Annotated in this window: 25 protein-coding genes; 14 read left to right on the forward strand and 11 right to left on the reverse strand. The window is 64.8% G+C overall.

Annotated features, from left to right (window positions below; genetic code table 11):
• Nucleotides 1-15 precede the first annotated feature (15 nt).
• Nucleotides 16-477, reverse strand: coding sequence for an OB-fold domain-containing protein (locus tag J3E61_RS26645; RefSeq protein ID WP_192723544.1), 462 nt, complete (start codon nt 475-477; stop codon nt 16-18).
• 106 nt (nt 478-583) lie between these two features.
• On the opposite strand from J3E61_RS26645, the gene J3E61_RS26650 reads away from it, so the two are divergent.
• Genes J3E61_RS26650 through J3E61_RS26660 form a run of 3 tightly spaced genes read left to right on the forward strand, consistent with a single transcriptional unit; the run spans nt 584 to nt 2,358 of the window.
• Nucleotides 584-1,009, forward strand: coding sequence for a nuclear transport factor 2 family protein (locus J3E61_RS26650; RefSeq protein WP_192723543.1), 426 nt, complete (start codon nt 584-586; stop codon nt 1,007-1,009).
• Nucleotides 1,006-1,806: an SDR family NAD(P)-dependent oxidoreductase gene (locus tag J3E61_RS26655; RefSeq protein WP_192723542.1), complete on the forward strand. Its 801-nt coding sequence runs from the start codon at nt 1,006-1,008 to the stop codon at nt 1,804-1,806. The genes J3E61_RS26650 and J3E61_RS26655 overlap by 4 nt, the downstream gene beginning before the upstream one ends.
• Nucleotides 1,807-1,836: 30 nt before the next feature.
• Entirely contained in the window at nt 1,837-2,358 is a 522-nt protein-coding gene (locus J3E61_RS26660; protein WP_210085919.1) for a VOC family protein, read from the forward strand.
• Nucleotides 2,359-2,410: 52 nt separating this feature from the next.
• Here the strand turns inward: J3E61_RS26660 and J3E61_RS26665 are convergent, their stop codons facing one another.
• Nucleotides 2,411-3,127, reverse strand: a complete 717-nt coding sequence (locus J3E61_RS26665; protein WP_192723540.1) for an enoyl-CoA hydratase/isomerase family protein — start codon at nt 3,125-3,127, stop codon at nt 2,411-2,413.
• An 82-nt stretch (nt 3,128-3,209) separates the two neighbouring features.
• Here J3E61_RS26665 and J3E61_RS26670 point away from each other — a divergent pair, with 82 nt between their 5' ends.
• The 7 genes from J3E61_RS26670 to J3E61_RS26700 all read left to right on the forward strand — a co-directional run bounded on the left by J3E61_RS26670 (nt 3,210) and on the right by J3E61_RS26700 (nt 10,814).
• Nucleotides 3,210-4,748 carry an AMP-binding protein gene (locus tag J3E61_RS26670; protein ID WP_210085920.1) on the forward strand — a complete coding sequence of 513 codons (1,539 nt, stop codon included), beginning with the start codon at nt 3,210-3,212 and terminating at the stop codon, nt 4,746-4,748.
• Between the two features lie 35 nt (nt 4,749-4,783).
• Nucleotides 4,784-5,974, forward strand: a complete 1,191-nt coding sequence (locus tag J3E61_RS26675; protein WP_192723538.1) for an amidohydrolase family protein — start codon at nt 4,784-4,786, stop codon at nt 5,972-5,974.
• Nucleotides 5,971-7,425 carry a FadD3 family acyl-CoA ligase gene (locus J3E61_RS26680; RefSeq protein WP_210085921.1) on the forward strand — a complete coding sequence of 485 codons (1,455 nt, stop codon included), beginning with the start codon at nt 5,971-5,973 and terminating at the stop codon, nt 7,423-7,425. The genes J3E61_RS26675 and J3E61_RS26680 overlap by 4 nt, the downstream gene beginning before the upstream one ends.
• Before the next feature lie 144 nt (nt 7,426-7,569).
• Nucleotides 7,570-8,454, forward strand: coding sequence for a hypothetical protein (locus J3E61_RS26685; RefSeq protein WP_210085922.1), 885 nt, complete (start codon nt 7,570-7,572; stop codon nt 8,452-8,454).
• A complete protein-coding gene (locus J3E61_RS26690) occupies nt 8,451-9,149 on the forward strand; it encodes a hypothetical protein (protein WP_210085923.1) in 699 nt (232 codons plus the stop codon). Before J3E61_RS26685 ends, J3E61_RS26690 begins: the two co-directional genes overlap by 4 nt.
• 10 nt (nt 9,150-9,159) lie before the next feature.
• Complete coding sequence (locus J3E61_RS26695) at nt 9,160-10,155, forward strand: patatin-like phospholipase family protein (RefSeq protein WP_210085924.1); 996 nt, start codon at nt 9,160-9,162, stop codon at nt 10,153-10,155.
• Nucleotides 10,155-10,814, forward strand: coding sequence for a 2-C-methyl-D-erythritol 4-phosphate cytidylyltransferase (locus J3E61_RS26700; protein ID WP_210085925.1), 660 nt, complete (start codon nt 10,155-10,157; stop codon nt 10,812-10,814). The genes J3E61_RS26695 and J3E61_RS26700 overlap by 1 nt, the downstream gene beginning before the upstream one ends.
• Here the strand turns inward: J3E61_RS26700 and J3E61_RS26705 are convergent.
• The 4 genes from J3E61_RS26705 to J3E61_RS26720 form a co-directional block, all read right to left on the reverse strand.
• Nucleotides 10,792-11,508, reverse strand: a complete 717-nt coding sequence (locus tag J3E61_RS26705) for a 2-C-methyl-D-erythritol 4-phosphate cytidylyltransferase (RefSeq protein WP_210085926.1) — start codon at nt 11,506-11,508, stop codon at nt 10,792-10,794. The genes J3E61_RS26700 and J3E61_RS26705 overlap by 23 nt on opposite strands.
• 4 nt (nt 11,509-11,512) lie before the next feature.
• Complete coding sequence (locus J3E61_RS26710) at nt 11,513-11,935, reverse strand: PPOX class F420-dependent oxidoreductase (protein WP_210085927.1); 423 nt, start codon at nt 11,933-11,935, stop codon at nt 11,513-11,515.
• Between the two features lie 152 nt (nt 11,936-12,087).
• Nucleotides 12,088-12,669 carry a transcriptional regulator gene (locus tag J3E61_RS26715; RefSeq protein ID WP_192723530.1) on the reverse strand — a complete coding sequence of 194 codons (582 nt, stop codon included), beginning with the start codon at nt 12,667-12,669 and terminating at the stop codon, nt 12,088-12,090.
• 70 nt (nt 12,670-12,739) lie between these two features.
• A complete protein-coding gene (locus J3E61_RS26720; RefSeq protein ID WP_210085928.1) occupies nt 12,740-13,747 on the reverse strand; it encodes an NAD-dependent epimerase/dehydratase family protein in 1,008 nt (335 codons plus the stop codon).
• Nucleotides 13,748-13,780: 33 nt separating this feature from the next.
• Here J3E61_RS26720 and J3E61_RS26725 point away from each other — a divergent pair, with 33 nt between their 5' ends.
• Both J3E61_RS26725 and J3E61_RS26730 read left to right on the forward strand, forming a co-directional pair.
• Nucleotides 13,781-15,043, forward strand: a complete 1,263-nt coding sequence (locus J3E61_RS26725; RefSeq protein WP_210085929.1) for a low temperature requirement protein A — start codon at nt 13,781-13,783, stop codon at nt 15,041-15,043.
• A gap of 139 nt (nt 15,044-15,182) precedes the next feature.
• Complete coding sequence (locus J3E61_RS26730; RefSeq protein ID WP_192723527.1) at nt 15,183-15,602, forward strand: ChaB family protein; 420 nt, start codon at nt 15,183-15,185, stop codon at nt 15,600-15,602.
• Between the two features lie 3 nt (nt 15,603-15,605).
• Here the strand turns inward: J3E61_RS26730 and J3E61_RS26735 are convergent, their stop codons facing one another.
• Nucleotides 15,606-16,877 (reverse strand): MFS transporter, encoded by a 1,272-nt coding sequence (locus J3E61_RS26735; RefSeq protein ID WP_210085930.1) that lies wholly within the window; start codon nt 16,875-16,877, stop codon nt 15,606-15,608.
• Between the two features lie 358 nt (nt 16,878-17,235).
• Between J3E61_RS26735 and J3E61_RS26740 the strand changes: the two genes are divergently transcribed.
• Nucleotides 17,236-17,988 carry a MerR family transcriptional regulator gene (locus J3E61_RS26740; RefSeq protein WP_210085931.1) on the forward strand — a complete coding sequence of 251 codons (753 nt, stop codon included), beginning with the start codon at nt 17,236-17,238 and terminating at the stop codon, nt 17,986-17,988.
• A gap of 6 nt (nt 17,989-17,994) precedes the next feature.
• Here J3E61_RS26740 and J3E61_RS26745 read toward each other — a convergent pair whose 3' ends face one another.
• The 4 genes from J3E61_RS26745 to J3E61_RS26760 are packed head-to-tail and all read right to left on the reverse strand — an operon-like array spanning nt 17,995 to nt 21,942.
• A complete protein-coding gene (locus J3E61_RS26745; protein ID WP_192723919.1) occupies nt 17,995-18,795 on the reverse strand; it encodes an ABC transporter permease subunit in 801 nt (266 codons plus the stop codon).
• Nucleotides 18,795-19,676, reverse strand: a complete 882-nt coding sequence (locus J3E61_RS26750; protein ID WP_192723524.1) for an ABC transporter permease subunit — start codon at nt 19,674-19,676, stop codon at nt 18,795-18,797. Before J3E61_RS26750 ends, J3E61_RS26745 begins: the two co-directional genes overlap by 1 nt.
• Nucleotides 19,655-20,857 (reverse strand): extracellular solute-binding protein, encoded by a 1,203-nt coding sequence (locus J3E61_RS26755; protein ID WP_192723523.1) that lies wholly within the window; start codon nt 20,855-20,857, stop codon nt 19,655-19,657. The genes J3E61_RS26750 and J3E61_RS26755 overlap by 22 nt, the downstream gene beginning before the upstream one ends.
• A 2-nt stretch (nt 20,858-20,859) precedes the next feature.
• Entirely contained in the window at nt 20,860-21,942 is a 1,083-nt protein-coding gene (locus tag J3E61_RS26760; RefSeq protein ID WP_210085932.1) for an ABC transporter ATP-binding protein, read from the reverse strand.
• 170 nt (nt 21,943-22,112) lie between these two features.
• Between J3E61_RS26760 and J3E61_RS26765 the strand changes: the two genes are divergently transcribed.
• Entirely contained in the window at nt 22,113-22,847 is a 735-nt protein-coding gene (locus tag J3E61_RS26765) for a DUF1906 domain-containing protein (protein ID WP_210085933.1), read from the forward strand.
• Nucleotides 22,848-23,047: the final 200 nt, after the last annotated feature.

A 23,047-nucleotide genomic window follows, 5' to 3' on the forward strand; every position in this document is an offset into this window, starting at 1 on the left:
AAGTGTCCTCTCAAGTCAGACGGGCTGGAAGGCGAACGTGATGATCTCGTTGCCTTCCTCGTCGGTGGTGAACGGCAGCATGGTCAGCTCGACCTCCTGGCCGAACTGCAGCTTTGCCGGATCGTTCTCGGTTAGCCGGCCCTCGACGCGGATGACGGCGTCATCTTGCATGCCGAGCTGCACCAATCCGACACCGAACGGAACGAAGTCCTTGCCGGTCGGCCCCTTGTACGGAGCGCCAGGCGGAAAGCCCTGCGTGGTCCAGGCAACGAGGGTGCCGCGCCGCGGCAGCAACACGTCGGACATCTCACCTGCGCTGCATTTGGGGCACCACTGTTGGATGGGAAAGGTGGTGGCCCCGCATTGGCCGCAGGTGCTTCCAATGAGCTGTGGGTTCTCGTCGGGCCAGGTAGAGATCTCCGGCGCGAGTGCTATCTGCTGTGGTGACACGCCGTTGACGATAACCGGAAATGCCATTCTCGTCCAGAGAGAACAGGGTGGCGCTCGGGCCGACTGTACCGCCGACCAAGGCGGTGGTGTGGAGTCGGCGACGTCGGCGAAGGTTATGAAATAGCCTCGCCGTGTGGACGCCGATAAAGAGCAGATCGCCGAGGTGCTGATCCGTTACGCCACCGGAATAGATTTCAAAGATTGGGCACAGTTGCGCACCTGTTGGACCGAGGACGTCGATGTCGACTACGGCGAAGTCGGCCAATACAAGGGCGCCGATGCGATCACCGGGTTGATGGAACAACTCCATGACGCAATGGGGCCGACCTATCACCGGCTGACCAATTTCGCCATCACCGTCGACGGTGACCGAGCGACGGCACGGTCGTATGTGCATGCGGTACTTCAGGCGATCCCGGATGACGGCGCCAGTTGGGTTGAGGCCCTTGGGCATTACGACGACGAGTTCGTCCGGACGTCCGACGGTTGGCGGATCTCCCGTCGCACGACGAACATCGCGCGGGTGCACGCGGGGGCGGCGTCGGGTGCACGGTCATGACCGACTTCACGGATAAGTACGGCCAGTGGGCCGTCATCGCAGGTGCTTCCGAAGGGATCGGTGCCAGCCTGGCCGACCAATTGGGCGCGCGCGGGCTGAATCTCGTCCTGATCGCGCGCAACGCAACGCTTCTCGACGAGGTCGCCGCCCAGGCGCGCGCCGCGCACGGGGTGCAGACGCGAGTCGTCGTCCAAGATCTCACCGATCCCGATGTCGGAGCCAAGGTGGCCGATGCGACCGAAGGACTCGAAGTCGGCCTGCTGATCTACAACGCCGGCGCATCCGACCGGACGACGACCTTCCTGGAGACCGACGTCGACTACTCGCTCAAGCAGATCAAGCTCGACTGCATCGGACCCATTGCCTTGGCGCATCACTTCGGTAGCGCGATGCGTGACCGCGGCCGCGGCGGCATCGTCTTCGTCGCATCGCTGGCCTGCCTGGCCGGCTCCGCGACGCTCGCGGTGTACTCGGCGGTCAAGGCGTTCCAGCACAACTTCGCCGAAGGACTGTGGGCCGAGCTACGACCCCACGGTGTCGACGTGTGCTGCACCCCGCTGGGCATGACATACACCCCTGCCTTCCAGCGCCTGGGCATCGAGTACGACCCGGCCGCGCACATGCTGTCCGAAGACGTTGCGCGAGAGATCATCGAGAACATCGGCGACGGCCCGGTTCATGTAGTCGGTGAGAACAACCGCGCGGCCTCGGCAGCGATCTGGACCATCGATCGGCGCTCACTGGTCGAGATGATGAGCATCGCCTCTCTCGATTTCGCGTCTCGGACGAACACCTGACATGCGGGCCGTAGCGCCACGCACGGCATCATGAGCATCCTCCCCGGCCCGATCCGCCAGATCGGATACGTCGTCACCGACCTCGACGAGGCGCTGGCGAGCTGGGTCGAGTTGGGCGTCGGTCCCTGGCTGGTCATCCGACGGCTGCCGATGGGCGTGCGCTATCGCGGTGAACCCTGCGAGACGACGATCTCATTGGCGTTGTCCAACAGCGGGGAAATGCAGATCGAGCTGATCTACCAGCACGACGACACGCCAAGCATTTTCACCGAATTCCTTGCCGCCAACGGCCCCGGCTTTCACCAGTTGGCTTATTGGGCAGAGGATTTCGACGCCACCATGACCGCGGTAGCCGACGCCGGCTGGCCGGTCGTGTGGGCGGGCGGCGAGGAACTTGGCGTGCGATTTGCCTATGTCGAGCCGCCGAACAGCCCAGCTACCGTCGTAGAGATCTCCGAGCTCACCGAAGCCCAGGCGGCAAGCGCGAAGTTCATCCGCGACACCGCGGCGAACTGGGACGGCACCGACGCGATCCGCGAGATGGGTACCTAGCGACTTGTGTGCGTTGGGGAGCGCTGTGCGCAACAAAACGCACACAAACCGCTCACTTGCTGCGCTTCATCACCTTGTCCGCGGCGGCCCAGTGTTCGTCGGCCACCCACAGCCGCGCGAACGCGGTGACGGCTTCCGTCGTGGTGGCGCCCTTCATCACGCGCTTGATCTCACCAGCAGGTCTGCCGGCCATGGCCTTGGCCAGACCCCGCCATCCGGCGTCGAACGACTCCCGCGGAAACACCTTGTCCACCAAGCCGATTCGCTCGGCCTCGGCGGCATCGAGCACAGTGCCAGCGCCAGCCAGCAGCAATGCCTTGCTGTAACCGATCAGCGTGACCAGTCGTTCGGCGCCGCCCCACGCAGGCATGATCTCCAGCGTCACCTGGTTGAAGCCGATCTTGATGTCATCGGCGGCGATCCGGATGTCGGCCGCCACCGCGAACTCGGCGCCACCGCCAAGCGCGTGGCCGTTGAGCGCAGCGATGGTCGGCGTTGCGAACGCGGCGATCCGATCGCAGATCGCGCGCATCCGGAAGGCCATCGACGACGCTTCCTGCTCGGTGCGCAGCGCGCTGAGCTCCTTGAGGTCTCCACCCGAGACGAATGCCCGATCGCCTGCGCCGGTGAGCACCAGCGCCCGCGCGCCATCGGCGCCGTCGAGCGCTTTCTCCAGCTGATCCATCGTCTCCAGCGAGATGGCGTTGCGGGCATGCGGCCGGTCGATGGTGATGACCGCCAAACCGTCGTCGAATTCGAGGTCGACCATCGAGCATTCTCCGTCTGCGGTATTGGCATTCTCTCTATCGGAGAATAGCATCGCAGCGGGACTGGAGGTGCGGCTGAGCGTCATGCGAAAAATCCCTGTTGAGCTGACCAAGCGCTACCAGGAAGAAGGGTGGTGGACGGACGAGACCCTCGGCGATCTGGTCGCCCGAGGTCTGCGCGCCAACCCCGATACCGGCTTCGTCGTGCATTCGGCCGTCCGACCATTCGCCGGCACGTTCCGCGACGTCGAGCTCGAGGCGCGCAGGCTTGCTGCGGGGCTGCACGCCCGCGGCGTCGGGCCGGCAGATGTGATCGCGCTGCAACTGCCGAATTGGAAGGAGGCCGCGGCCGCGTTCTGGGCGTCCACGTTCCTCGGCGCCGTAACCGTCCCGATCGTGCACTTCTACGGTCGCAAGGAACTCACCCACATTATCGGAGCCGCCAAGCCGCGCGTGTTCATCACCGCAGAAGAGTTCGGCCGCATGAAGTTTCAGCCCGACCTCTGCGAGGACATCCCGATCGTCGGGCTGGTCGGACAGAACTACGAGGAACTGCTCGCCGCCGAACCGTTGCAGGGCACACTCGCCACCGACCCCGCCGGCCCGGCATTGATCGCGTTCACCTCGGGCACGACGAGCAACCCGAAAGGTGTTGTGCACAGCCATCAGACGCTGGGCTTCGAGACCCGTCAACTGCTGGAGAACTATCCGAAGGATCGCGGTCGACAGCTCACCGCAACCCCGGTCGGGCATTTCATCGGCATGCTCGGGGCGTTCCTCATTCCGGTGCTGGAGGGTGCGCCCATCGACTTGTGTGACGTGTGGGACCCCGGCATGGTGCTCAAACTCATTGAGCGCGAAGGGCTTTCGATCGGTGGTGGGCCGCCGTACTTCGTCACCAGCCTGCTGGATCATCCGGACTGCACGCCCGAACACCTCAAGCACTTCACCACCGTCGGTCTCGGCGGATCGACCGTGCCCGCGGCCGTCACGCGCCGGCTGACCGACCTGGGCATGTTCGTCTTCCGCTCCTATGGCAGCAGCGAGCACCCGTCGATCACCGGGTCAAAACCGACCGCGCCGGAGGACAAGCGGCTCTACACCGACGGCAATCCGCGTCCCGGCGTCGAGATCCGGCTCGGTCCCGACGGCGAGATCTTCAGCCGTGGCCCCGACCTGTGCCTGGGCTACACCGATCCCGAATTGACCGCGAAGGCGTTCGACGAAGACGGCTGGTATTCCACCGGCGATGTCGGTGTCCTCGACGACGACGGCTATCTGACCATCACCGACCGCAAGGCCGACGTGATCATCCGCGGCGGCGAGAACATCAGCGCGCTGGAGGTCGAGGAGGTGCTGCTCGCCATGCCCAGCGTCGTGGAGGCGGTGGTGGTCGCGGTGCCCGACGCGCGACTCGGGGAGCGGACGGCCGCGGTGTTGCGCGTCAAGACGGGCCACTCGATGCCGACTCTCGAGGAGGTCCGCGAGCATTTCAAGCAGGCAGGCGTCGCAACGCAGAAGTGGCCTGAGGAACTGCACCAAGCCGACGACTTCCCGCGCACGGCCAGCGGCAAGGTGCAGAAGTTCCTGGTAAGGCGGGATATTGCGACTTGTCGAAAGTGAGAATAAGATTCTCGTGACGAGATAAGGAGTCTTCCATGGGCCAGCTGTCGCATAGGGTCGACATACCGTTTCCGCTGTTCGACGCGGACAACCACCTGTACGAGCCGCCAGAGGCGATGACCAAGTACCTGCCCAAGGAGTACAAGGACGTCGTCCAGTACGTCGAGGTCAACGGCCGCACGAAGATCGCGCTGCGCGGAGTGATCAGCAACTACATCCCCAATCCCACCTTCTCCGTGGTCGCCAAGCCGGGCGCGTGGGAGGAGTACTTCAAGTTCGGCAACCCCGACGGCAAGAGCAAGCGCGAGCTGTTCGGTGAGCCGATGAGAGCCATTCCCGCGTTCTTCGAGCCCGAGCCGCGACTCGAGAAGATGAACGAGCTTGGCATCGACCGCTCGCTGATGTTCCCGACGCTCGCCAGCCTGATCGAGGAGCGTCTCTCCGACGACCCGGTCGCCATTCACGTCCTCATCCACGCGCTCAACCAGTGGCTCGACGAGGTGTGGGGCTTCAACTACCAGAACCGCATCTTCACCACGCCGGTGATCACGCTGCCGATCGTGGAGAAGGCGATCGAGGAACTGGAGTGGTGCGTCAAGCGTGGCGCTCGCGCGATCCTCATCCGCCCGGCGCCGGTGCCCGGCTTCCGCGGGCCGAGGTCGTTCGCGCTGCCCGAGTTCGATCCGTTCTGGGAGCGGGTTGTCCACCATGACGTCTTTGTCGGCATGCACTCGTCCGACAGCGGTTATTCGCGGTACACCTCCGAGTGGGACGGCGCCGCGCAGGAGATGCTGCCGTTCCAGACCAACGCCATGTCGATCCTCAACGAGTGGCGCCCGATCCAGGATGCGGTGGCCTCCTGGGTGATTCACGGCGCGCTGTTCCGGCACCCGAAGCTGAAGGTCGGCATCGTGGAGGCGGGTTCGAAGTGGATGTTCCCGCTGCTGGACTCGATGGCCGAGGTGTGGAAGAAGGCGCCTGAGGCGTTCCTCGGCAACCCGATCGAGGAGATCAAGAATCGCATCTACGTCAGCCCGTTCTACGAAGAGGGCATCGACGATCTGATCAACCTGATCGGCGTGGACCAGGTGTTGTACGGCTCCGACTGGCCGCATCCCGAGGGCCTGGCCGAACCGACGCATTACGTGACCGCGCTCGAGCACCTGTCCCTGGAGGACCAGGCGAAGATCATGGGCGGCAACCTGGGGCGTCTCGTCACGACGTGACCCGGCGTTGGCAAACCATCCCCGAGATGGTGTTGAGCTCAGCGGACCGGTTCGGCGACGCGGAAGCGGTCGTCGACGGTCCGCTGCGCCTCACGTTCACCGAAGTGGTCGCGCGGATCCGCTGTGCCGCAGGCGCATTCGCAGAACTCGGCGTCGAAAAAGGGGACCGGGTCGCCCTGTGGGCGCCCAACTGCGCGGAATGGATCATCGCGGCCTTCGGATTGCTGACGGCCGGCGGCGTGCTCGTCCCGGTCAATACGCGCTTCAAGCCCGACGAGGCGGCCGACATCATCGGCCGCAGTGGCGCGAAGGCGGTGCTGGTCTGCAAGGGGTTCCTCGGCCTCGACTACAGTGCGCCCGCCGGCGTGCCGGTCATCGACCTCAAGTCCGACTTCTTGTCCAGCGGGACACCGTTTCACCGCGACGTCGCGGGCACCGATATCTCCGACATCATCTTCACGTCGGGCACGACCGGCAAGCCCAAGGGCGCCAAGATGAATCACGTCCAGACACTTCGGATGTACGAGGAATGGGCCACTCTCGCTGACTTGCGTGAGGGCGACCGCTACCTGATGATCAACCCCTACTTTCACACCTTCGGGTTGAAGGCGGGCCTGATCGCGTCGTTCCTGCGAGGCGCGACGATGCTTCCGGTCGCTGCCTTCGAGGTCGACCGCGTAGTGGAACTGATTGCGGCCGAACGGATCACGATGCTGCCCGGTCCGCCGACGCTGTATCACTCGCTGCTCGCAGTCGAAGACAAGGACAGACTCGCGACGCTGCGGGCCGGCGTAACGGGTGCGGCCGACATCCCGGTGGAACTCGTGCACCGGATCCACGAGGAACTTCCGTTCCAAACCTTGATGACGGGCTATGGCCTCACCGAGGCGGGCAACGTCACGCTCTCTCGACCCGGCGACTCGTTCGAAGACGTTGCGACGACAGCCGGACTGCCCTGCGAGGACGTCGAGGTGCGCATCGCTGACGACGGCGAGGTGCTCGTGCGTGGCTACGGCGTCATGCAGGGTTATCTGGACGACCCCGTCGCCACGGCGGAAGCCATCGACGTCGACGGCTGGCTGCACACCGGCGACCTCGGCAGGTTCACCGAGTCGGGCCGGTTGCGGATCGTCGGCCGGAAAAAGGACATGTTCATCGTCGGCGGCTTCAACGCATACCCCGCCGAAATCGAAGGCTTCCTGCTCGAGCATCCCGCTGTCGCCCAGGCGGCTGTGATCGGAGTCCCCGACGAGCGGATGGGGCAGGTGGGGAAGGCGTTCGTGGTGTTGAAGGCTGGCGCAAAGGATGCAACGCCCACCGTCAGTGGCGATGAGCTGATTGCTTGGAGTCGCGACCGGATGGCCGGATTTAAGGTTCCTCGGTTCGTCGAGTTCACCGACGAGCTACCGTTGAACGCCACGGGCAAGGTCATGAAAGACAAATTGCGCTGAGCGTTCGCACAGCGCGCAAATAGCATTTCCGCAGGAAACGCATCGTCTGACCCCGGCTGGGGATGCGGTATCGTCGCGGCAATACTCAAAAATGAATAACGCCATTCTCATTAGCAGAGCAGTTTGCAGAACTAGGAGGTCGCAGTGCCGTCTTTCAGGCGCCGCGCGTCGGTGATCGACGCTGACCGCGTCGACGAGCCGACGCAGGAACCTGATCGGCCGGCCGACGCCGCCCAAGCATTGGCTCTCGCCGAGGAGGCCGAGGCAGAGGCCGCTGAGGCGGAAGCGGTAGCCGCCGCTGCCCGGGCAAAAGCTCGCGCGATCCGGTTGCGCAGGCAGGCTGCCGAGGCCGCGACCGCCGATGCAGACGCCGCCGATGCAGACGCCGACGCAGAGACCGAGACCGCCGGCGCACCGGCCGAACCCGTCGACCTGATTGAGGCCGACGAGACCTCGGAAACCGGCCCGGACACAGCGGATGCCGCCGAGGAGTTGTCCGCGGATCCGATCGGCGAGCAACCCGGCGGGAGCCGCCGGGTCCTCAAGATTCTGGCTGCCGTCTTCGCCGCTGTCATCGCAGTTGCCTGCACGGCGGTGCTGATCTTCATCAGCGTGCTGATGTTCAACCACCACAGTCATCAGGTGGCCGACGATCAGCGCCGTGCGGAGTACAGCGCTGCGGCGAGGCAGAGCGTAGTGACATTGATGTCGCTGGACTTCAACAAGGCCAAGGAGGACGTGCAGCGCATCATCGACAACTCGACCGGCCAGTTCAAGGACGATTTCAAGAGCCAGGCCGACGACTTCGTCAAGGTCGCGCAGGACTCGAAGGTGATCACCGAGGTCACCGTCAACGCCACGGGCGTGGAGTCGATGACCGACGACACGGCAGTGGTGCTGGTGTCGGCGTCGTCGCGAGTCACCAATTCCGCGGGTGCCAAGCAGGAGCCCCGGTCGTGGCGGCTGTCCGTCAACCTCAAGCGTGAGGGCGGCCAGATCAAGATGGAGAAGGTGGAGTTCGTACCGTGACCGCGAAGGACAACGCCGACCTGAAAGACGCCGACCAGGCAGGAACAGAACTCCTCACCGGCGTCGATGAAGCCGCAGACCAGTCCGGCGAAACCGACGACGCGACAACCGAAACCGACGACGCGACAACCGAAACTGAAGACGCGGCAGACGAAAGCGACGACGCGACAGACGAAACCGGTGGCAAGCGGCGGCGATCGGGGCTCGCCGTGGCCGGATGGATCGGGGCGATCGTGTTGACGGTCGCGCTGCTCGCCTCGGCGGGCGTCACGGCCTGGCTGTACTTCGGCCAGTACCGCACCGACCAGAAAACCGACGAGGCCGCGGCCAACGTCGTGCTCGATGCGGCGAAAACCGGCACGGTCGCGATGTTGTCGTACTCACCCGAGACCCTGGACAAGGACTTCGCGAACGCGAAGTCGCATCTGACCGGTGACTTCCTGTCGTACTACACGAATTTCACCCAGCAGATCGTCACGCCCGCGGCCAAGCAGAAGGCAGTCAAGACCAGCGCCGCCGTCGTCCGCGCCGCGGTGTCCGACCTGCATCCGGATTCCGCCATGGTGCTGGTGTTCATCAACCAGAACACCACCAGCAAGGAGAATCCTGATGGTGCCTTCGCCGCGAGCGCGGTCAAGGTGAGCATGAAGAAGATCAACGGCACCTGGCTCATTTCGGCATTCGATCCCGTGTAGCGTCGGCGCCGTGGCGAAGCCTGCGGACCTGGTGTTGTCGGGCGGCGGTGTCAAAGGCATCGGTTTGGTTGGGGCCGTCGTTGCGTTGATGGACGCCGGCTACCGCGCTCAACGCGTGTCGGGAACCTCTGCCGGGTCGATCGTCGGCGCGATCGTCGCGGCCGCATCGATGAGTAACCAACTCAGCGGCGACGAAGTCAAAGAGCTTGCGCTGCAGCTGGATTACCACAAATTCACCGATCCCGGCCCCGTCGAACGCTTTCCGCTACTCGGCCCCTCGCTGGCCGTGTTGCGGGGGACAGGTATCTACCGCGGCGACTACGCACACGACTGGGTCCGCAGCCAGCTTGCGAATCTCGGCGTTGGCACGTTCGGCGACCTGGCGATCGACGATGACGACTTGCCGCCGGAGCGGCGCTACAAACTGGTCGTGACGGTCGCCGATGTGACCACGGGGCAGTTGGTGCGGCTGCCTTGGGACTACCGCCGGGTCTACGGCCTGGATCCCGACGAGCAGTCCGTCGCCGATGCAGTGCGTGCGTCGATGGCGATCCCGTTCTTCTTCCGGCCGGTCTCGTTGACGTCGTCGAGTGGGCTGACGTCCACGTTGGTCGACGGTGGCATCCTTTCGAATTTTCCGATCGATTCGCTTGACCGCTTCGATGGACACAAACCCCGCTGGCCCAGCTTCGGCGTCACGGTGTTGCCGAACCTTCCCGAGGGCAACGACAAGGTGATTCCGGCCCTCGCGCCGCTGCGGATGCTCGGCGCGCCGCATCTGCTGGAAGGCGTGATCACCACCGCGCTCGTCGGCCGCGATCAGGCCTACCTCAACGAGCCGTGGGTGAGCGCCAGGACCATCCGAGTGGACTCGACGGACATCGGCTTCCTCGATTTCGACATCTCCGACAACGAGATCGAGGCGCTGTACGCGAAAGGCTATGCAGGCACAGAGGAATTCCTCGCCACCTGGGACTGGGACGCCTACCTCGAGCGCTTCCGCTGATGGCCGAGGAGCCCGCGGCGGTCTTGCCGCTACCCTCGGCGCTTGCGGACAACGCGTACGCCCCCTTGGCAGGTGAGCCTGCCCTGGTGTGGCTTGCGCGAGCGATGCCCAGCGCTGCCGTGGTCGCCACCACTGCGGCACTTGCCGATCGGGTCCGCGAAACCCTTGCGGCGCATGGCCTATCGGCCATTGATGTGGTCGCGGTCGAAGAGCCGGATTCGAGGGCGCAATGCCTGGCCGCAGGCCTGCAGCGCTTCCGCGACTCGGCGCGTCACGTCCTGATTCACGACGTCCGTCGGCCCCTGGCGCCGGAATCCCTGCGCGACAGGGTGGTTGCCGGCCTGCTCGCGGGCAGCACCATCGTGATGCCTGCGCTCGCGGTAACCGACAGCGTGAAGTCTGTCGATGCAAACGGCTTCGTGACCGGCACCCTTGACCGCTCGACGCTGCAGACCGTGCAGTACCCGCGCGGATTCGCCGTCGATGAACTGTCCCGGCTGCTCGCTGGGCGCATCTCGGAGGACTTCGACGAGCTCGACGAGGTACTGCACGCAGGCATGCCGATCACCCTGGTCGAGGGCGACGCGAACGGATTCGCCATCGAATTGCCAAGGGACACCGACTATGTCGAGGCGATCATCGCGAGTCGGACCGACTGAGCAGCCGGGCCGCTACCGCCACGTCCTGCGCGTAGGTCACCTTCAGGTTGCCCGCGACGCCGGGGAAGGTGCGCACCTTTTCCTCGGTGAACTTCTCGATGCACGACGACGTGTCGGTGCCCTCGAATCTCTCGGCGGTGGCGGCCCGATAGGCACGCAGCAGTGGTTGCGCCCGAAACGCTTGCGGTGTCTGCACGCGCACCGATCCGCCGCCGGTGGACTCGACACCGGCCGGCCCATGCCGCACCAAATCGGGGATGGGCAATGCCGGTATCGCCCCGCCGAACTCGCGGGCAAGCGATAGCGCAGTCAGGAACATGTCGCGGCTGGCCAGCGGTCGCGCCGCGTCGTGAATCAGCACCACGTCGACCACGCCCGAGTCGATGTCGTCGGCGAGATAGCGCAGCACGTTGAACTCGGAGGCGTGCCTGGTGTCGCCGCCCTCGACCAGTTCCACCGCGGCACCGGGAAGTTCTGCTGCCACCGTGTCGCGGGCCAGGTCGAGCTCACCCCTGCGGTACACGAGCACCGTGCGCGCGATCTCTGCGACCTGCGTGACGGACGAGAGCGACCAGGTCACCATGCTGCGGCCCGCCAGCGGCAGGTATGCCTTGTTACCGTCGGCGCCGACGCGGGTGCCGAGGCCGGCAGCCAGCACCACCCCGACAGCGCAGGACCCCGGCGACGCGCTCACGCGATCACTCTGCCACGTTGAACGCCTTGAGCACTTTGGTCGGCTTGATGCGCACCACGAGTTCACCGGGAACGGCGTTTCTTCGGCCGTACTCCTCGGCCCGCTCGGCGCCCATGTAACGGCCGCCGGTTCGCGTCGCGATGTCGAGAACGTCGCCGGGGTCCTCGCCAACCGTCGCGACACCCTGAACCTGGACGAACGAGTACGGCGGTCGCGAATCGTCGACGCACATCACCACTCGCGGATCGCGGCCCAGGGCACGGCCTTTCGCGGTGTCCTTGCCTGTGTTGAAGGCGAGTTCGCCGTTGTCGACCACAAACCAAACGGGTGCGACAAGGGGACGGCCATCGGACGCGAGATATCCGAGTAGTCCAGTGCGGGTGCCTTCGGACAGGAATGCGACGACATCATCGGAAAGTTGTTCCACGCCACCAAACGTAGGCCCCCGCGCGGTGTGCGTCGACGATCAGTCTTCAGCGTGACGCTGGTAGTCCCACTGCTCCAGACGCGTCTGCAGGTCATACAGTCCCAGTGCGGCAAGCGGTGTGCCGACGGAGATGCAGATCAGCAGTAGCGCGTTCATGGTTCTCTCGAGTCGTCCCTTGTCTTCCTGACGCTATGAAGCGTATGAAGCGAACGCATGGACCCGCACGCGTAGGTGGATACCTGTTTTTCGGAGCCGCGGCCCAACGTGTCGCGGGCTTCCTTGCGCATCGCGCGGTAGCGCTGGCGCTCGGCCGTGGCCCACGGTTCGGACCAGCCGTCGAGCAATTCTCCTGCGCGGAGCAGCGCGAGCAGTCCTGAGACGAATTGCGGGTCGACGGGCTCGTCGTGGTCGAGCAACTGCCCGATCTGGTCGACCGCGTCGTAGAAGTCCACCGAAACCCCGGGGGCCAGCGCGAGATACTGCGGATCGACCTCGAGCAGCGGGTCGGCGCCCGCGGGCCGCAGCCGCCACATGGTGGAGCGCAGGCTGGCGATGGCGCGTCGGGTCTGGGCGTGCGGCCAGAGCATCGCGCAGACCCAAAGCCGGTGCACGGGCCTGCGCTTGAGCGCGACGAGCGCGATCAGTCGCTGACATGCCGGAGGCAGGTCGACAGGTTGATCACCCCGAAGAACGGCGAATTGACCCAGCAGCTTCAGCGAGAATTCATCCGACACCCGTTGATCGTCGATCCGGGGCCCGAGGAAGGCATGCGTAGTCGACTACCTGTTTTTGCCGCCCGCGTAGTTATCGGCGCTGGTTTTCGGTGTTTTCTGCAAAGAACACCGCTGCACGGCGGATGGACTCGTGGATCGGGGCGGGCTGCCACCCCAGTTCGCGCTCGGCCTTGCTGTGGTCCATCGCGGGCAGCATGTGCGACAGCCTGGCGCTGACGCTCGTGACCGGCGTATCGCGGTTCAACAGCCGGCCTGCGACATCGCCGGCGTGCCCGAGCAGATACAGCGCCCACAGCGGGATCCCCAGCCACGGCCGCTTCACACCGCCCGCGTCTGCGGCCGTGTCAAACAACTCCCGGATGGCCATGTAGCGCTCGGAAATGATGTAGCGCTCACCATTTCGGCCCTTCTCGGCGGCGAGCAGCAGCGCGGTCGCGGCATCTTCGATGCCGACTACCTCGGTGGATGCGTCCCTGACGTACACGGGATTTCGGCCTGCTGCCGTCGCGGCGAGCAGCCCGCCGTGTGGCGTCGGCTGCCAGTCGCGCGGGCCGTAGGTGTTGGCGACGCACAGAGCCACGGCCGGCAATCCGCGCTCCCTGGCGTATTGCAGCACGAGGTTTTCGGCCTGAACCCGGGACTGGATGTATCCGCCACCCTTGTCGGCCCAGTTCATTTGGTCCTCTTCGGTCGCAAGGCGGTTCTCCGCGGGGATACCGATGGTGCCGATCGTGCTGGTGAACACGAACCGGTGCAGATCGGCTTCCACCGCGACGTCGAGCACGTGGCGCAGGCCGTCGACATTGGTGCGGAACAGTGGTGTGGGGTCGCGCAGCCAGGCACGGGTGTCGACGACGCAATAGAAGACGTCGTCGCAACCGGCCATCGCGGCGCGCACGGCATCGTCATCGAAGATGTCGCCGTAGTGTCGCTCGACGTCGAGGTCGTCGATGGCCTTCGTCGAGCTCGTCCGGCGCAGGATGACCCGCACGTCGTCGCCGCGTTCAACCAACTGCCTGGTGACATGCGAGCCGAGGAACCCGCTCGCGCCCATCACCAACTTCTTCGCGCCCGCCATGGGGTGAAATGTAGCGGTGAAAGGACGCAAACAATGACCGAGGCCTCACCGCAGCGCCCAGTGGCCGCGCATCGCATTCGGCCGATGACGGGTCGCGATCCGCATGAGGAACACCGGGTGGCCACACCACTGGAGCTGCTGTTCGACCTGACGTTCGTCGTCGCGTTCGGCATCGCCGCGAACGAGTTCGCGCATCTGATGTTCGAGAACCACGTCGGCGCCGGGCTGCTCGGCTTCTCGTTCGCGACGTTCGCGGTCTGCTGGGCGTGGATCAACTTCGCCTGGTTCGCGTCGGCGTACGACACCGACGACTGGATCTACCGCGTGATGACCATGTTGCAGATGGTCGGGGTGGTCATCCTTGCGCTGGGCTTGCCGCAGATGTTCGCGTCGATCGAACACGGCGGCCACGTCGACAACGGGGTCATGGTGGCGGGTTACGTCGTCATGCGAATCTCGTTGGTGGGACAGTGGTTACGCGCTGCGATGCAGGACCCGGGTAGACGTTCGGCCTGCCTGACCTACGCGAGCGCGGTCACCGTCGCGCAGATCGGCTGGGCCACCACCATCTTCTTGCACACCTCGGTGCCGACGACGTTCGTCTTCGTGGTGGTGCTGATCGGGATCGAATTGCTGGGCCCGGTCCTGGCCGAGAAGCGGATGGGCGGCACGCCGTGGCACGCGCATCACATCACGGAGCGATACAGCCTGCTGACGATCATCGCCCTGGGTGAGGGCGTGGTGGGCACGGTTGCATCGGTTTCCGCGGCCGTCGGCACGCAGGGATGGTCGTATGACGCGATCTTCGTGGCGGTCGCAGGGATCGGGCTGACATTCGGCATGTGGTGGACGTATTTCGTGGTGCCGCAGGCCGATCTGTTGCACGCTCATCCCGAGCGGTCGTTCTTCTTCGGCTACTTCCACATCCTGCCGTTCGGGGCGATCGTGGCGACCGGGGCGGGGCTACATGTCGCCGCTTTCTACATCGAGGGCCACTCGAAGCTCGGTTCGGTGGAGACGGTGGTGGCCGTGGCCGTGCCGGTCGGCGGATACGTCGTCTCGGTCTACGTCCTTTACGCGTGGTTGGTGCGGACGATGGACATGTTCCATCTGCTGCTCATCGCGTTGACAGCCGTGGTGCTTGGCGCCGCGGTCTGGCTGGCCGCCGCAGGTATCTCGATGGCGAACTGCCTGCTGGTGGTCACGCTGGCCCCGATGGTGAGCGTGGTTGGGTACGAAACGCTCGGCCATCGGCACGCCGCGCAGGCCATCGCGAGGAGCCTCTCAGGCGTTTAGCCCCACGGCCTTCGGGTAACGCCATCTGTGGGCCGTACGGGGTTGCGCACCGGGTGCGCGGAGCGTCAAGAATCCGGCACACGTGCAGCCGACGCCACCTCTGCGGCGCCATCGTCTCAGTTCTCGAGGAGCACTACCGATGCCTAAGACAACGAAGAGCGGTTCGGCTCGCAAGAGTGAGCTGCCGAGCACGTTGCAGAAGTCGCCTGCCAAGGCGCAGCGCACCTTCGCAAAGGTGCACGACAACGCGGTGAAGGAGTACGGCGAAGGCGAGCGGGCGCACCGGGTCGCCTACGACGCGTTGAAGCACAGCTTTGAAAAGGTCGGTGACCACTGGGAGCCGAAATCGAAGAAGGGGCCGTCGGATTCCCGCGCACGCAGTGGCGGCCCCAACCCGAGCGGCAAATCCGCCGAGGGTGTGGACGCCAACGCCTCGAAGAAGCACCTGACGGAAGTCGCACGCAGGCTTGACATCTCGGGTCGTTCGAAGATGAGCAAGGACGAACTGGTTTCGGCGATCAAGAAGGCCAACAGGCGTTCGACCGCCCGCAACCGCTAGCGGTCAGCGCACCGCGGGCGCCGCGTCCAAGCTCTCCAGCAGCATCGCTTCTTCCTCGATGCGCATCAGTCGCCGTGCCTTGCGGCGGGTGATCAGGATGCCGACCACTGCGAGGCCCCAGATCGCGTACTGCACTGTCCAGGCGAGCCGGAACGAGCCGAGCGAGAAGTCGCCTGTGGCATCGAGGATCAGTCCCATTGCCTGCATCACCAACAGAGACGCGACGAAGCCGCCCATGTTGACCATGCCCTGTGCGGTGCCGAGCGTCGCACTCGGGTTGAACGTGCGCGCGAAGTCGAAGCCGACCATCGAGCCAGGACCACCGACCGAGATGACGACGATGAGCGCGACGAGCAGCCCCAGCGGGGAGCGGCCCGGCAGTGCGAGCACCACCGTCCACGCCACTGCGTTGGCGGCGATGATGCCGAGCACCATCCGTGACCTCCGATGCGGCAACCGGCCGGTGAAGATCCCGATGACGACACCCGATGAGATGGCGGCGACCACGGAGATGGTCAGCAGGGCGCCCGCCGCGCTCGTCGAAAGTCCTTGAGCCTCGGTGAGATACGGAACGCCCCACATCAAGGTGAAGGCCGTCACGGAGAATTGCGTGCCCATATGGGTGAAAAAGCCGAGCCGCGTGCCCGGCCGCAGCCACACCGTCTTGACGCTCACCAGCGTCTGGATGACCGACGAACCGTGCACCGGCGTGACTGCTCCGGTCGGGGTGTTCTTGACCAGCGCGAGCGTCAGGGCCATCGACAACACACCGACGGCTGCGACCGAAACGTAGGCGGTGGTCCAACCGGCGCCGGCAAGCACTGCGAAAAATGGAACGGCCGAAAGCACCTGGCCCAGCTGACCGCAGATGCCCGTCAGCTGCGTCACCAGGGGAACGCGTTCGGCAGAGAACCAGTGCGGCACCAACCGCAGCACGGAGATGAACGTCACCGCGTCACCGAGACCGAGCAATGCTCGCGCCGCGACGGCAAGCGGGAGGGATTCGGTGAATGCGAGTACGAGTTGGCCCGTCGCCATCACGGCCGCACCGGACAGGATCAGCGCCTTGGAACCGAATCGGTCGAGCAGCAGCCCCGCGGGCACCTGCGCGGCCGCGTACACCACGACCTGAAGGACCACGAACGTCGACAGCACGCTCGGGCTGGCGTTGAAGCGGTCGGCGGCCGCCAACCCCGAAACGCCGAGGGTGGTCCTGTCGAGGACGGCGACGATATAAGCGAGCAGTCCGGTGGCCCAGACGATCCAGGGACGCACACCGAACCTTTCTCAGCAGGGAACTTTGTCTTCGCTCAACAACGCGATGCGCGTCCATCATGTTCCAGCGGGCGGCGCTGACGCCAATTCATGACGCGTGAAATCACTCACCGCAACACCGGCGACGTGCCCGGTTGCGATGGGAAACGAGTTGGCTGAAGTTGCACCAACTCGTCGGCGTCCGACCCGCGCCATCGTCATTGCCGCAGTTGAGCACGTGTACCTCGAATACCTAGCAAATATCTCGGCGGGGGATTCAGACTTCGCTCGCAAACCAGTCCCGACGGCTAGAGTGGTCATGTGCGTTGGCGCGGTGCAAAGCCGAAACGCGCCTTGGACCGGGTCAGGGTGCGCGACGTTGGCTGAGTACCGACTGGACGACTTGGCGCGGATCTCGGGGGTCACGGCGCGCAACATCCGCGCGTACCGGGAGCGCGGGCTACTGGACCCGCCGCGTCGGGTCGGGCGCTCGGCGTACTACGACGACTATCACCTGTCTCAGCTGAAGACGATCAACCAGTTGCTGCGCCGTGGCTTCAACTCCGCCCACATCTCGGAGTTCTTCGCGAGCATGCGCCAGGGCGCCGATCTGGCCGACATCCTCGGCATCCAGCGGGCGATTCTGGGTCCACGGTCCGACGAGACTGCCGAGGAGCAGCCGGCACCGGCGAAGACAGCTGCCGTCCGCATCGACCCCCGTAGCGACGATGCGCGCAAACTGATCGACTACGGCTTGGCCGAAACCACCGACGGTGAGGTGGTGCTGAAGGATGCGGTGCTGGCCGCCATCGTGGCGCGCAGTCGCGATCCGATGCTGTACGCGCGAGCGATCCTGCGGGTGTACGAGTCGACCCGGGACTCAACCGACAACTTGGCCGCCGACTTCGTGCGGGCGATAGAGGAGTTGTACTCGGCGCGGTTCGGGCCCAACCACGTGCCCAAACCCGAGGAGATGGCGGAGCTGAGTCGGATCATGCTGGATTACCGCGATCTGGGTAATCGAGTGATCGCCGCCCACCTCGATGACGCCATCCGCCGACAGATGGCCAGCGCCGTTTCGGAGTTCACCGCAGGCATTCTGCTGCACGGGGACCCGGAATCGAAGCGGTAGCAATCGCTACACCCGGGTGGTGGCCGGATCGCCACCGAAGCGCTGCGCGAGCCACACCGGGATGATCGCGACGACCGTCAACGCCGCGGCGACGACGTTGATCACCGGAGCCTGGTTGGGGCGGAACAGGTTTCCGAAGATCCAGATCGGCAGCGTCTGCACCGTCGGCCCCGCGGTGAATGTGGTGACGACGATCTCGTCGAACGACAGCGCGAACGCCAAGATGGCGCCGGCCACCAGCGCGCCGCGCATCATCGGGAATGTCACGTACCGAAACGTCTGCCACGGTGACGCGCCAAGGTCGGCCGATGCGTCGTCGAGATTGGTGCCCAGCCGTCGCAGCCGGGCCTGAGTGTTGTTGAAGACAATCACGACGCAGAACGTGGCATGGCCGATGATCACCGTCGCAAGCCCGAGCGTCACGCCAAGCGCCGAGGTGAACGTCGCGTTGAGCGCGATGCCGGTGACGATGCCCGGTAGCGTAATGGGCAGGACGACAAGGAAACTCACCACATTGCGGCCGAAGAACGTGTAGCGCTGGACTGCGAAGGCGGCCATCGTGCCCAGCACAAGGGCGATCGCCGTCGCGCCCAGGCCGACCACCACCGAGTTGGCCAGCGACTTCCACATGCCCTGGCTGTTGGCCGCGTCGGCCCACCACCGCAACGTGAAGCCGCTGGGCGGGAACGCGAACGTCCGCGAGGAGTTGAACGCGTTGATGACAACCAAAAGCAGTGGCGCATAAAGGAATACCAGCACGAAGGCCACCCATACCCGTACCGCCCTGCGCGCGCCTGCCGACAGCATCACACATTCTCCAGCGCGCCGGTGCGCCGCATAGCCAACAGATAGCCGACTATCGCGACGAGCGGGATGATCGACAGCGCGGCGGCCAGGGGTTGATTGTTGGCGGTCACGAGCTGGCCGTAGATGATGTTGCCAAGCATCTGGGTCTTACCACCGACGATCGTCACGGCGATGTAGTCGCCCATCGACAGTGAGAACGTGAAGATCGAACCGGCCGCGATACCGGGAAACACCATCGGTGCGACCACCATCCGCAGCGTCGCCGAATCCGAGGCCCCCAGGTCCGAACTGGCGTCGATGAGCGAATCCGGAACGCGTTCGAACGCCGCAAAGACCGGAATCACCATGTAGGGCAACCACAAATACGTCAGCGTGACGATCGTCGCCGCCAGCCCGTAGCCCGGGGTGTACCCCGTCGACCACGCCATCGGCCCCTCCGGTGAGAACAACATCCGCCAGGCGTAGGCCTTGACCAGATAGCTCGCCCACAGGGGCGTGGTCACCGCCACCACCAAGGCCAGTCGCACCCGCGGTGAGGCCACCTTCGCCATGTACAACGCCAACGGCACCGCGAGGATCGCGCAGATGACTGTCACGGTCAGGGCGATCAGCAGGGTACGGACGGTTGCTGTGCGGAACACCTCCTCCGTCGCCACCCGCGCCACGTTGTCGGTGGTGAACGTGCGCACCACCGCACCGGTGAAACTGTTGGTGGTCCAGAACGCCGAAACCAGCAGCACCGCAAGCGAACCCAGATAGGCGACGACCAGCCACGCCATCGGCGGCGCCAGCAGGAACGCCAGGGTGACCCGGCGGCCCACAGACACTGAAGCGATCGGTCGCCCCTCGGCGCGCTGCGTCAGCCCTTGATCTGTTGCCACTTGTCGACCCACTCGTTGTAGGCCGTGCAGTTGTCGCCGCTGCCGTCGACGCACTGCTTCTGCGGCGTCGTCCAGTAGTGGATCTCGGAGGCGAACTTCTCATCCGTCGCGTGGTAGATGTCGCAGAAGTCCTTCTGCGAGGTGTGTTCACAGGCCTTCGACTGCGCGGGTGCCTCGCCGAAGTACTCGGCGACCTGAGCGTTGACCTCCGGCGAGGTGATCCAGTTCATCCACTTGTACATGCAGTTGGGATGTGCGGCCTTCGACGAGAGCATCCACGTGTCCGACCAGCCGGTGGCACCCTCCTTCGGCAGCACCGTGTTGACCTGAACCTTGTTGTCGGTGCCGATCGTGTTGGCGATCACCTGCCAGGTGGTTCCGATCACCGAAGTTCCCGACTCGAACGCCTGCACCTCTTTGGTGTAATCCGACCAGTACTCGACGACGTTCTCGCGCTGCTTCTTGAGCAAATCGACTGCGGCGTCGAGCTGTTCGGGTGTCAGCGAGTATGGGTCCTTGATGCCGAGATCCGGCTTGGTCTTGGACAGATACAGCGCGGCGTCGGCGATGTAGATGGGGGAGTCATACGCTGTCACCTTGCCCTTGTACTTGCCCGCGTCGTCGAAAACGGCCGCCCACGAGTTCGGCGCATCCCGCACCACGTCGATGTTGTACATCAGCAGGTTGGCGCCCCAGCCGTGCGGAATCCCGTACATCTGGCCGTTCACCGAATTCCACGACTTGTCTTTGAGGAACGACGAAATCGTCGCGTAGTTACTCACCAGGTCGGTGTTGACGGGCGCGACGTCACCGGCATAGATCAGCCGCAGTGTGGCATCACCGGAAGCGGACACGCCGTCGTACTGGCCGCTGCGCATCAACTGCACCATCTCGTCGGACGTGTTGCCGATTTTCACGTTGACCTTGCAGCCGGTCTGCTGCTCGAACGGCGTCACCCAGTCGACAGTCTTGTCGTTGGAACCGTTCTCGGCGTAGCCGGCCCACGCGATGAGGTTCAGCTGACCTTCGCCGTTGCCGACCGCCGAAAGCGGTTCCATCTTCGGCGGTGACTGGCCGTTGCCTCCTGACGACTGTTCCGACTTGGAGCATGCGGTGAACGACAGGACAAGGGCAGCACTGGCGATCAGGGCAAAACCGATTCGCACAGGCGTGGATCTCATGGCTACTCCTCGAATTTCAATTGGTGGACCGCCTTTTCGGGCCAGGCCAACGTGATCGGTGTTCCGTGGTGCAGGTCGGGTGGCAGCCAAGTGCTGGCCGTGAGGATCGTCGCGGTGAGGGTGACGTCGGGCTCGGCGATCGCGGCGATGCGTGTTGTCGGGCCGGCGTAGATGACCTCCGACACGATGGCCTCGACCGTGCGCACGCCCTGCACCGGATCGGTGCCCGGCCGAAACACCCCGATGCGTTCGGGCCGAATGACGAACATTCCCCGCCGACCCATCAGTGCCTCGGCTGCTGCGCCATCGAGCACGTTGGATGTGCCGACGAAATCGGCGACGAAGCGGTTGGCCGGATTCTCGTAGACGTCGCGGGCTTTGCCGATCTGCTCGATGCGCCCCTCGTTGAACACGGCCAGCCGGTCGCACAGCGTCAGCGCCTCGTCCTGGTCGTGGGTGACGATCACGAACGTGATGCCGACCTCGCGCTGGATCGCCTTCAGTTCGATCTGCATCTGCTCGCGCAGCTTGAGATCCAACGCGCCTAGAGGTTCGTCGAGCAGCAGCACCCGGGGCCGCCCGACCAATGCGCGGGCCAGCGCCACACGTTGCCGCTGGCCACCCGAGAGCTGCGCAGGGCGGCGCGGCGCGTGGTCGGTCAGGCGCACCATCTCGAGCGCGTCGGCGGTGCGACGCCTGCGCTCGGCCTTGGGCACGCCCTTGACCTTCAGGCCGTACTCGACGTTCTGTGCGACGGTCATGTGCGGGAACAGCGCATATTCCTGGAACACGGTGTTCACGTCGCGATGGCGGGCGGGCAACGCGGTCACGTCTGCGCCGCCGAGCTTGATCACCCCGGCGGTCGGCGGCTCGAAGCCGGCGATCATCCGCAACACCGTCGTCTTGCCGGATCCCGACGGCCCGAGGATGGCGAACAGTTCGCCGTCGGCCACGGTCAGGTCGGCCCCCTCGACCGCGGTGACATCGCCGAACACCTTGCGGACGCCGATCAGCTCGATCTGCGGATCGTCAACGGCGGCAGCTGTATTCACGTCCGGCTGCGAGCTGACGGTCCCCGAGGGCATGGCTCATCGTAGGAATTGCACGGTCTGAGCGCAGCTTGTCAGCGGATTTCGTGATCTTGTGCCCCTACGACCACTGGTTTCGCAGCATGCCGCCCCTTTGTGAATCTTGATACAGATGTGACCAGTGGCGATAACGTGAAAATTGATACTGGTGTCATATTCTGTGGCACGTGGCAATATCCCGGCGCGACGTGCTCAAATACGCCGCGGCCGCGCCAGCGGTGCTCGGCCTCGGCGCCGGCCTGGAGGCGGCGGCATCGGCGCTGGCGCCGCCCCGAGCCGACGCGGCGCCGCTTGGCATCCTGCTGGACTACGCGGCAGGCATCATCAAAGCTCCTGATCTGCGGGCGTCCGGTGCGCAGGGCGCGATCCGCTACGTCTCCGATCGGCGGCCAGGGGGCGCTTGGATGCTCGGCAAGCCGATCCAGCTGCCCGAGGCCCGCGACCTGTATCAGAACGGGTTGAAGATCGTCTCTTGCTATCAATACGGCAAGCAGGACACCGCGGACTGGCTCGGCGGACAGAGCGCAGGCGTGGCACACGCCAAACGCGGCTGGCAATTGCACGTGGCGGCGGGCGGGTCGTATGGCGCTCCCATCTACGCGTCGATCGACGACGATCCCAGCTACGACCAGTACAAGAGCCAGGTCGCGCCCTATCTGCGCGGGTGGGAGTCGGTGCTGGGCCATCAGCGCGTCGGGGTCTACGCCAACGCCAAGACCATCGACTGGGCGCTGCAGGATGGGCTGGGCTCCTACTTCTGGCAGCACAACTGGGGCTCGCCGAAGGGGTTCGTGCATCCCGCCGCGCACCTGCACCAGGTCGAGATCGACAAGCAGAACGTCGGCGGCATCGGGGTCGACATCAACCACATTCTCAAGGCGCGATTCGGTCAGTGGGACTAAAACTTACTGATCAGTAAGTAGAGCCAGCAAACTTTTTCTGGTAGCCAGTGGGCGAGAGAAGACAAATTCTGTCAACTTGTCGACTTTGCGCGTGCCGACGCGCCTGGCGGCACGAAGCGAAATTTTTACATAACGATTACATAACAATACTGCCTTGATCTGCACTGTTGCGCCTACTCGACCGTAACCACCTGCCAGCA

The organism is Mycobacterium sp. OAE908 (assembly GCF_017872775.1).
GTDB lineage: Bacteria > Actinomycetota > Actinomycetes > Mycobacteriales > Mycobacteriaceae > Mycobacterium.

Coding starts and splice junctions, on each gene's coding strand:
- J3E61_RS26645 (WP_192723544.1), bottom strand. CDS start 477: ATGGCATTTCCGGTTATCGTCAACGGCGTGTCACCACAGCAGATAGCA.
- J3E61_RS26655 (WP_192723542.1), top strand. CDS start 1,006: ATGACCGACTTCACGGATAAGTACGGCCAGTGGGCCGTCATCGCAGGT.
- J3E61_RS26660 (WP_210085919.1), top strand. CDS start 1,837: ATGAGCATCCTCCCCGGCCCGATCCGCCAGATCGGATACGTCGTCACC.
- J3E61_RS26665 (WP_192723540.1), bottom strand. CDS start 3,127: ATGGTCGACCTCGAATTCGACGACGGTTTGGCGGTCATCACCATCGAC.
- J3E61_RS26670 (WP_210085920.1), top strand. CDS start 3,210: ATGCGAAAAATCCCTGTTGAGCTGACCAAGCGCTACCAGGAAGAAGGG.
- J3E61_RS26675 (WP_192723538.1), top strand. CDS start 4,784: ATGGGCCAGCTGTCGCATAGGGTCGACATACCGTTTCCGCTGTTCGAC.
- J3E61_RS26700 (WP_210085925.1), top strand. CDS start 10,155: ATGGCCGAGGAGCCCGCGGCGGTCTTGCCGCTACCCTCGGCGCTTGCG.
- J3E61_RS26720 (WP_210085928.1), bottom strand. CDS start 13,747: ATGGCGGGCGCGAAGAAGTTGGTGATGGGCGCGAGCGGGTTCCTCGGC.
- J3E61_RS26725 (WP_210085929.1), top strand. CDS start 13,781: ATGACCGAGGCCTCACCGCAGCGCCCAGTGGCCGCGCATCGCATTCGG.
- J3E61_RS26730 (WP_192723527.1), top strand. CDS start 15,183: ATGCCTAAGACAACGAAGAGCGGTTCGGCTCGCAAGAGTGAGCTGCCG.
- J3E61_RS26745 (WP_192723919.1), bottom strand. CDS start 18,795: ATGCTGTCGGCAGGCGCGCGCAGGGCGGTACGGGTATGGGTGGCCTTC.
- J3E61_RS26755 (WP_192723523.1), bottom strand. CDS start 20,857: ATGAGATCCACGCCTGTGCGAATCGGTTTTGCCCTGATCGCCAGTGCT.
- J3E61_RS26760 (WP_210085932.1), bottom strand. CDS start 21,942: ATGCCCTCGGGGACCGTCAGCTCGCAGCCGGACGTGAATACAGCTGCC.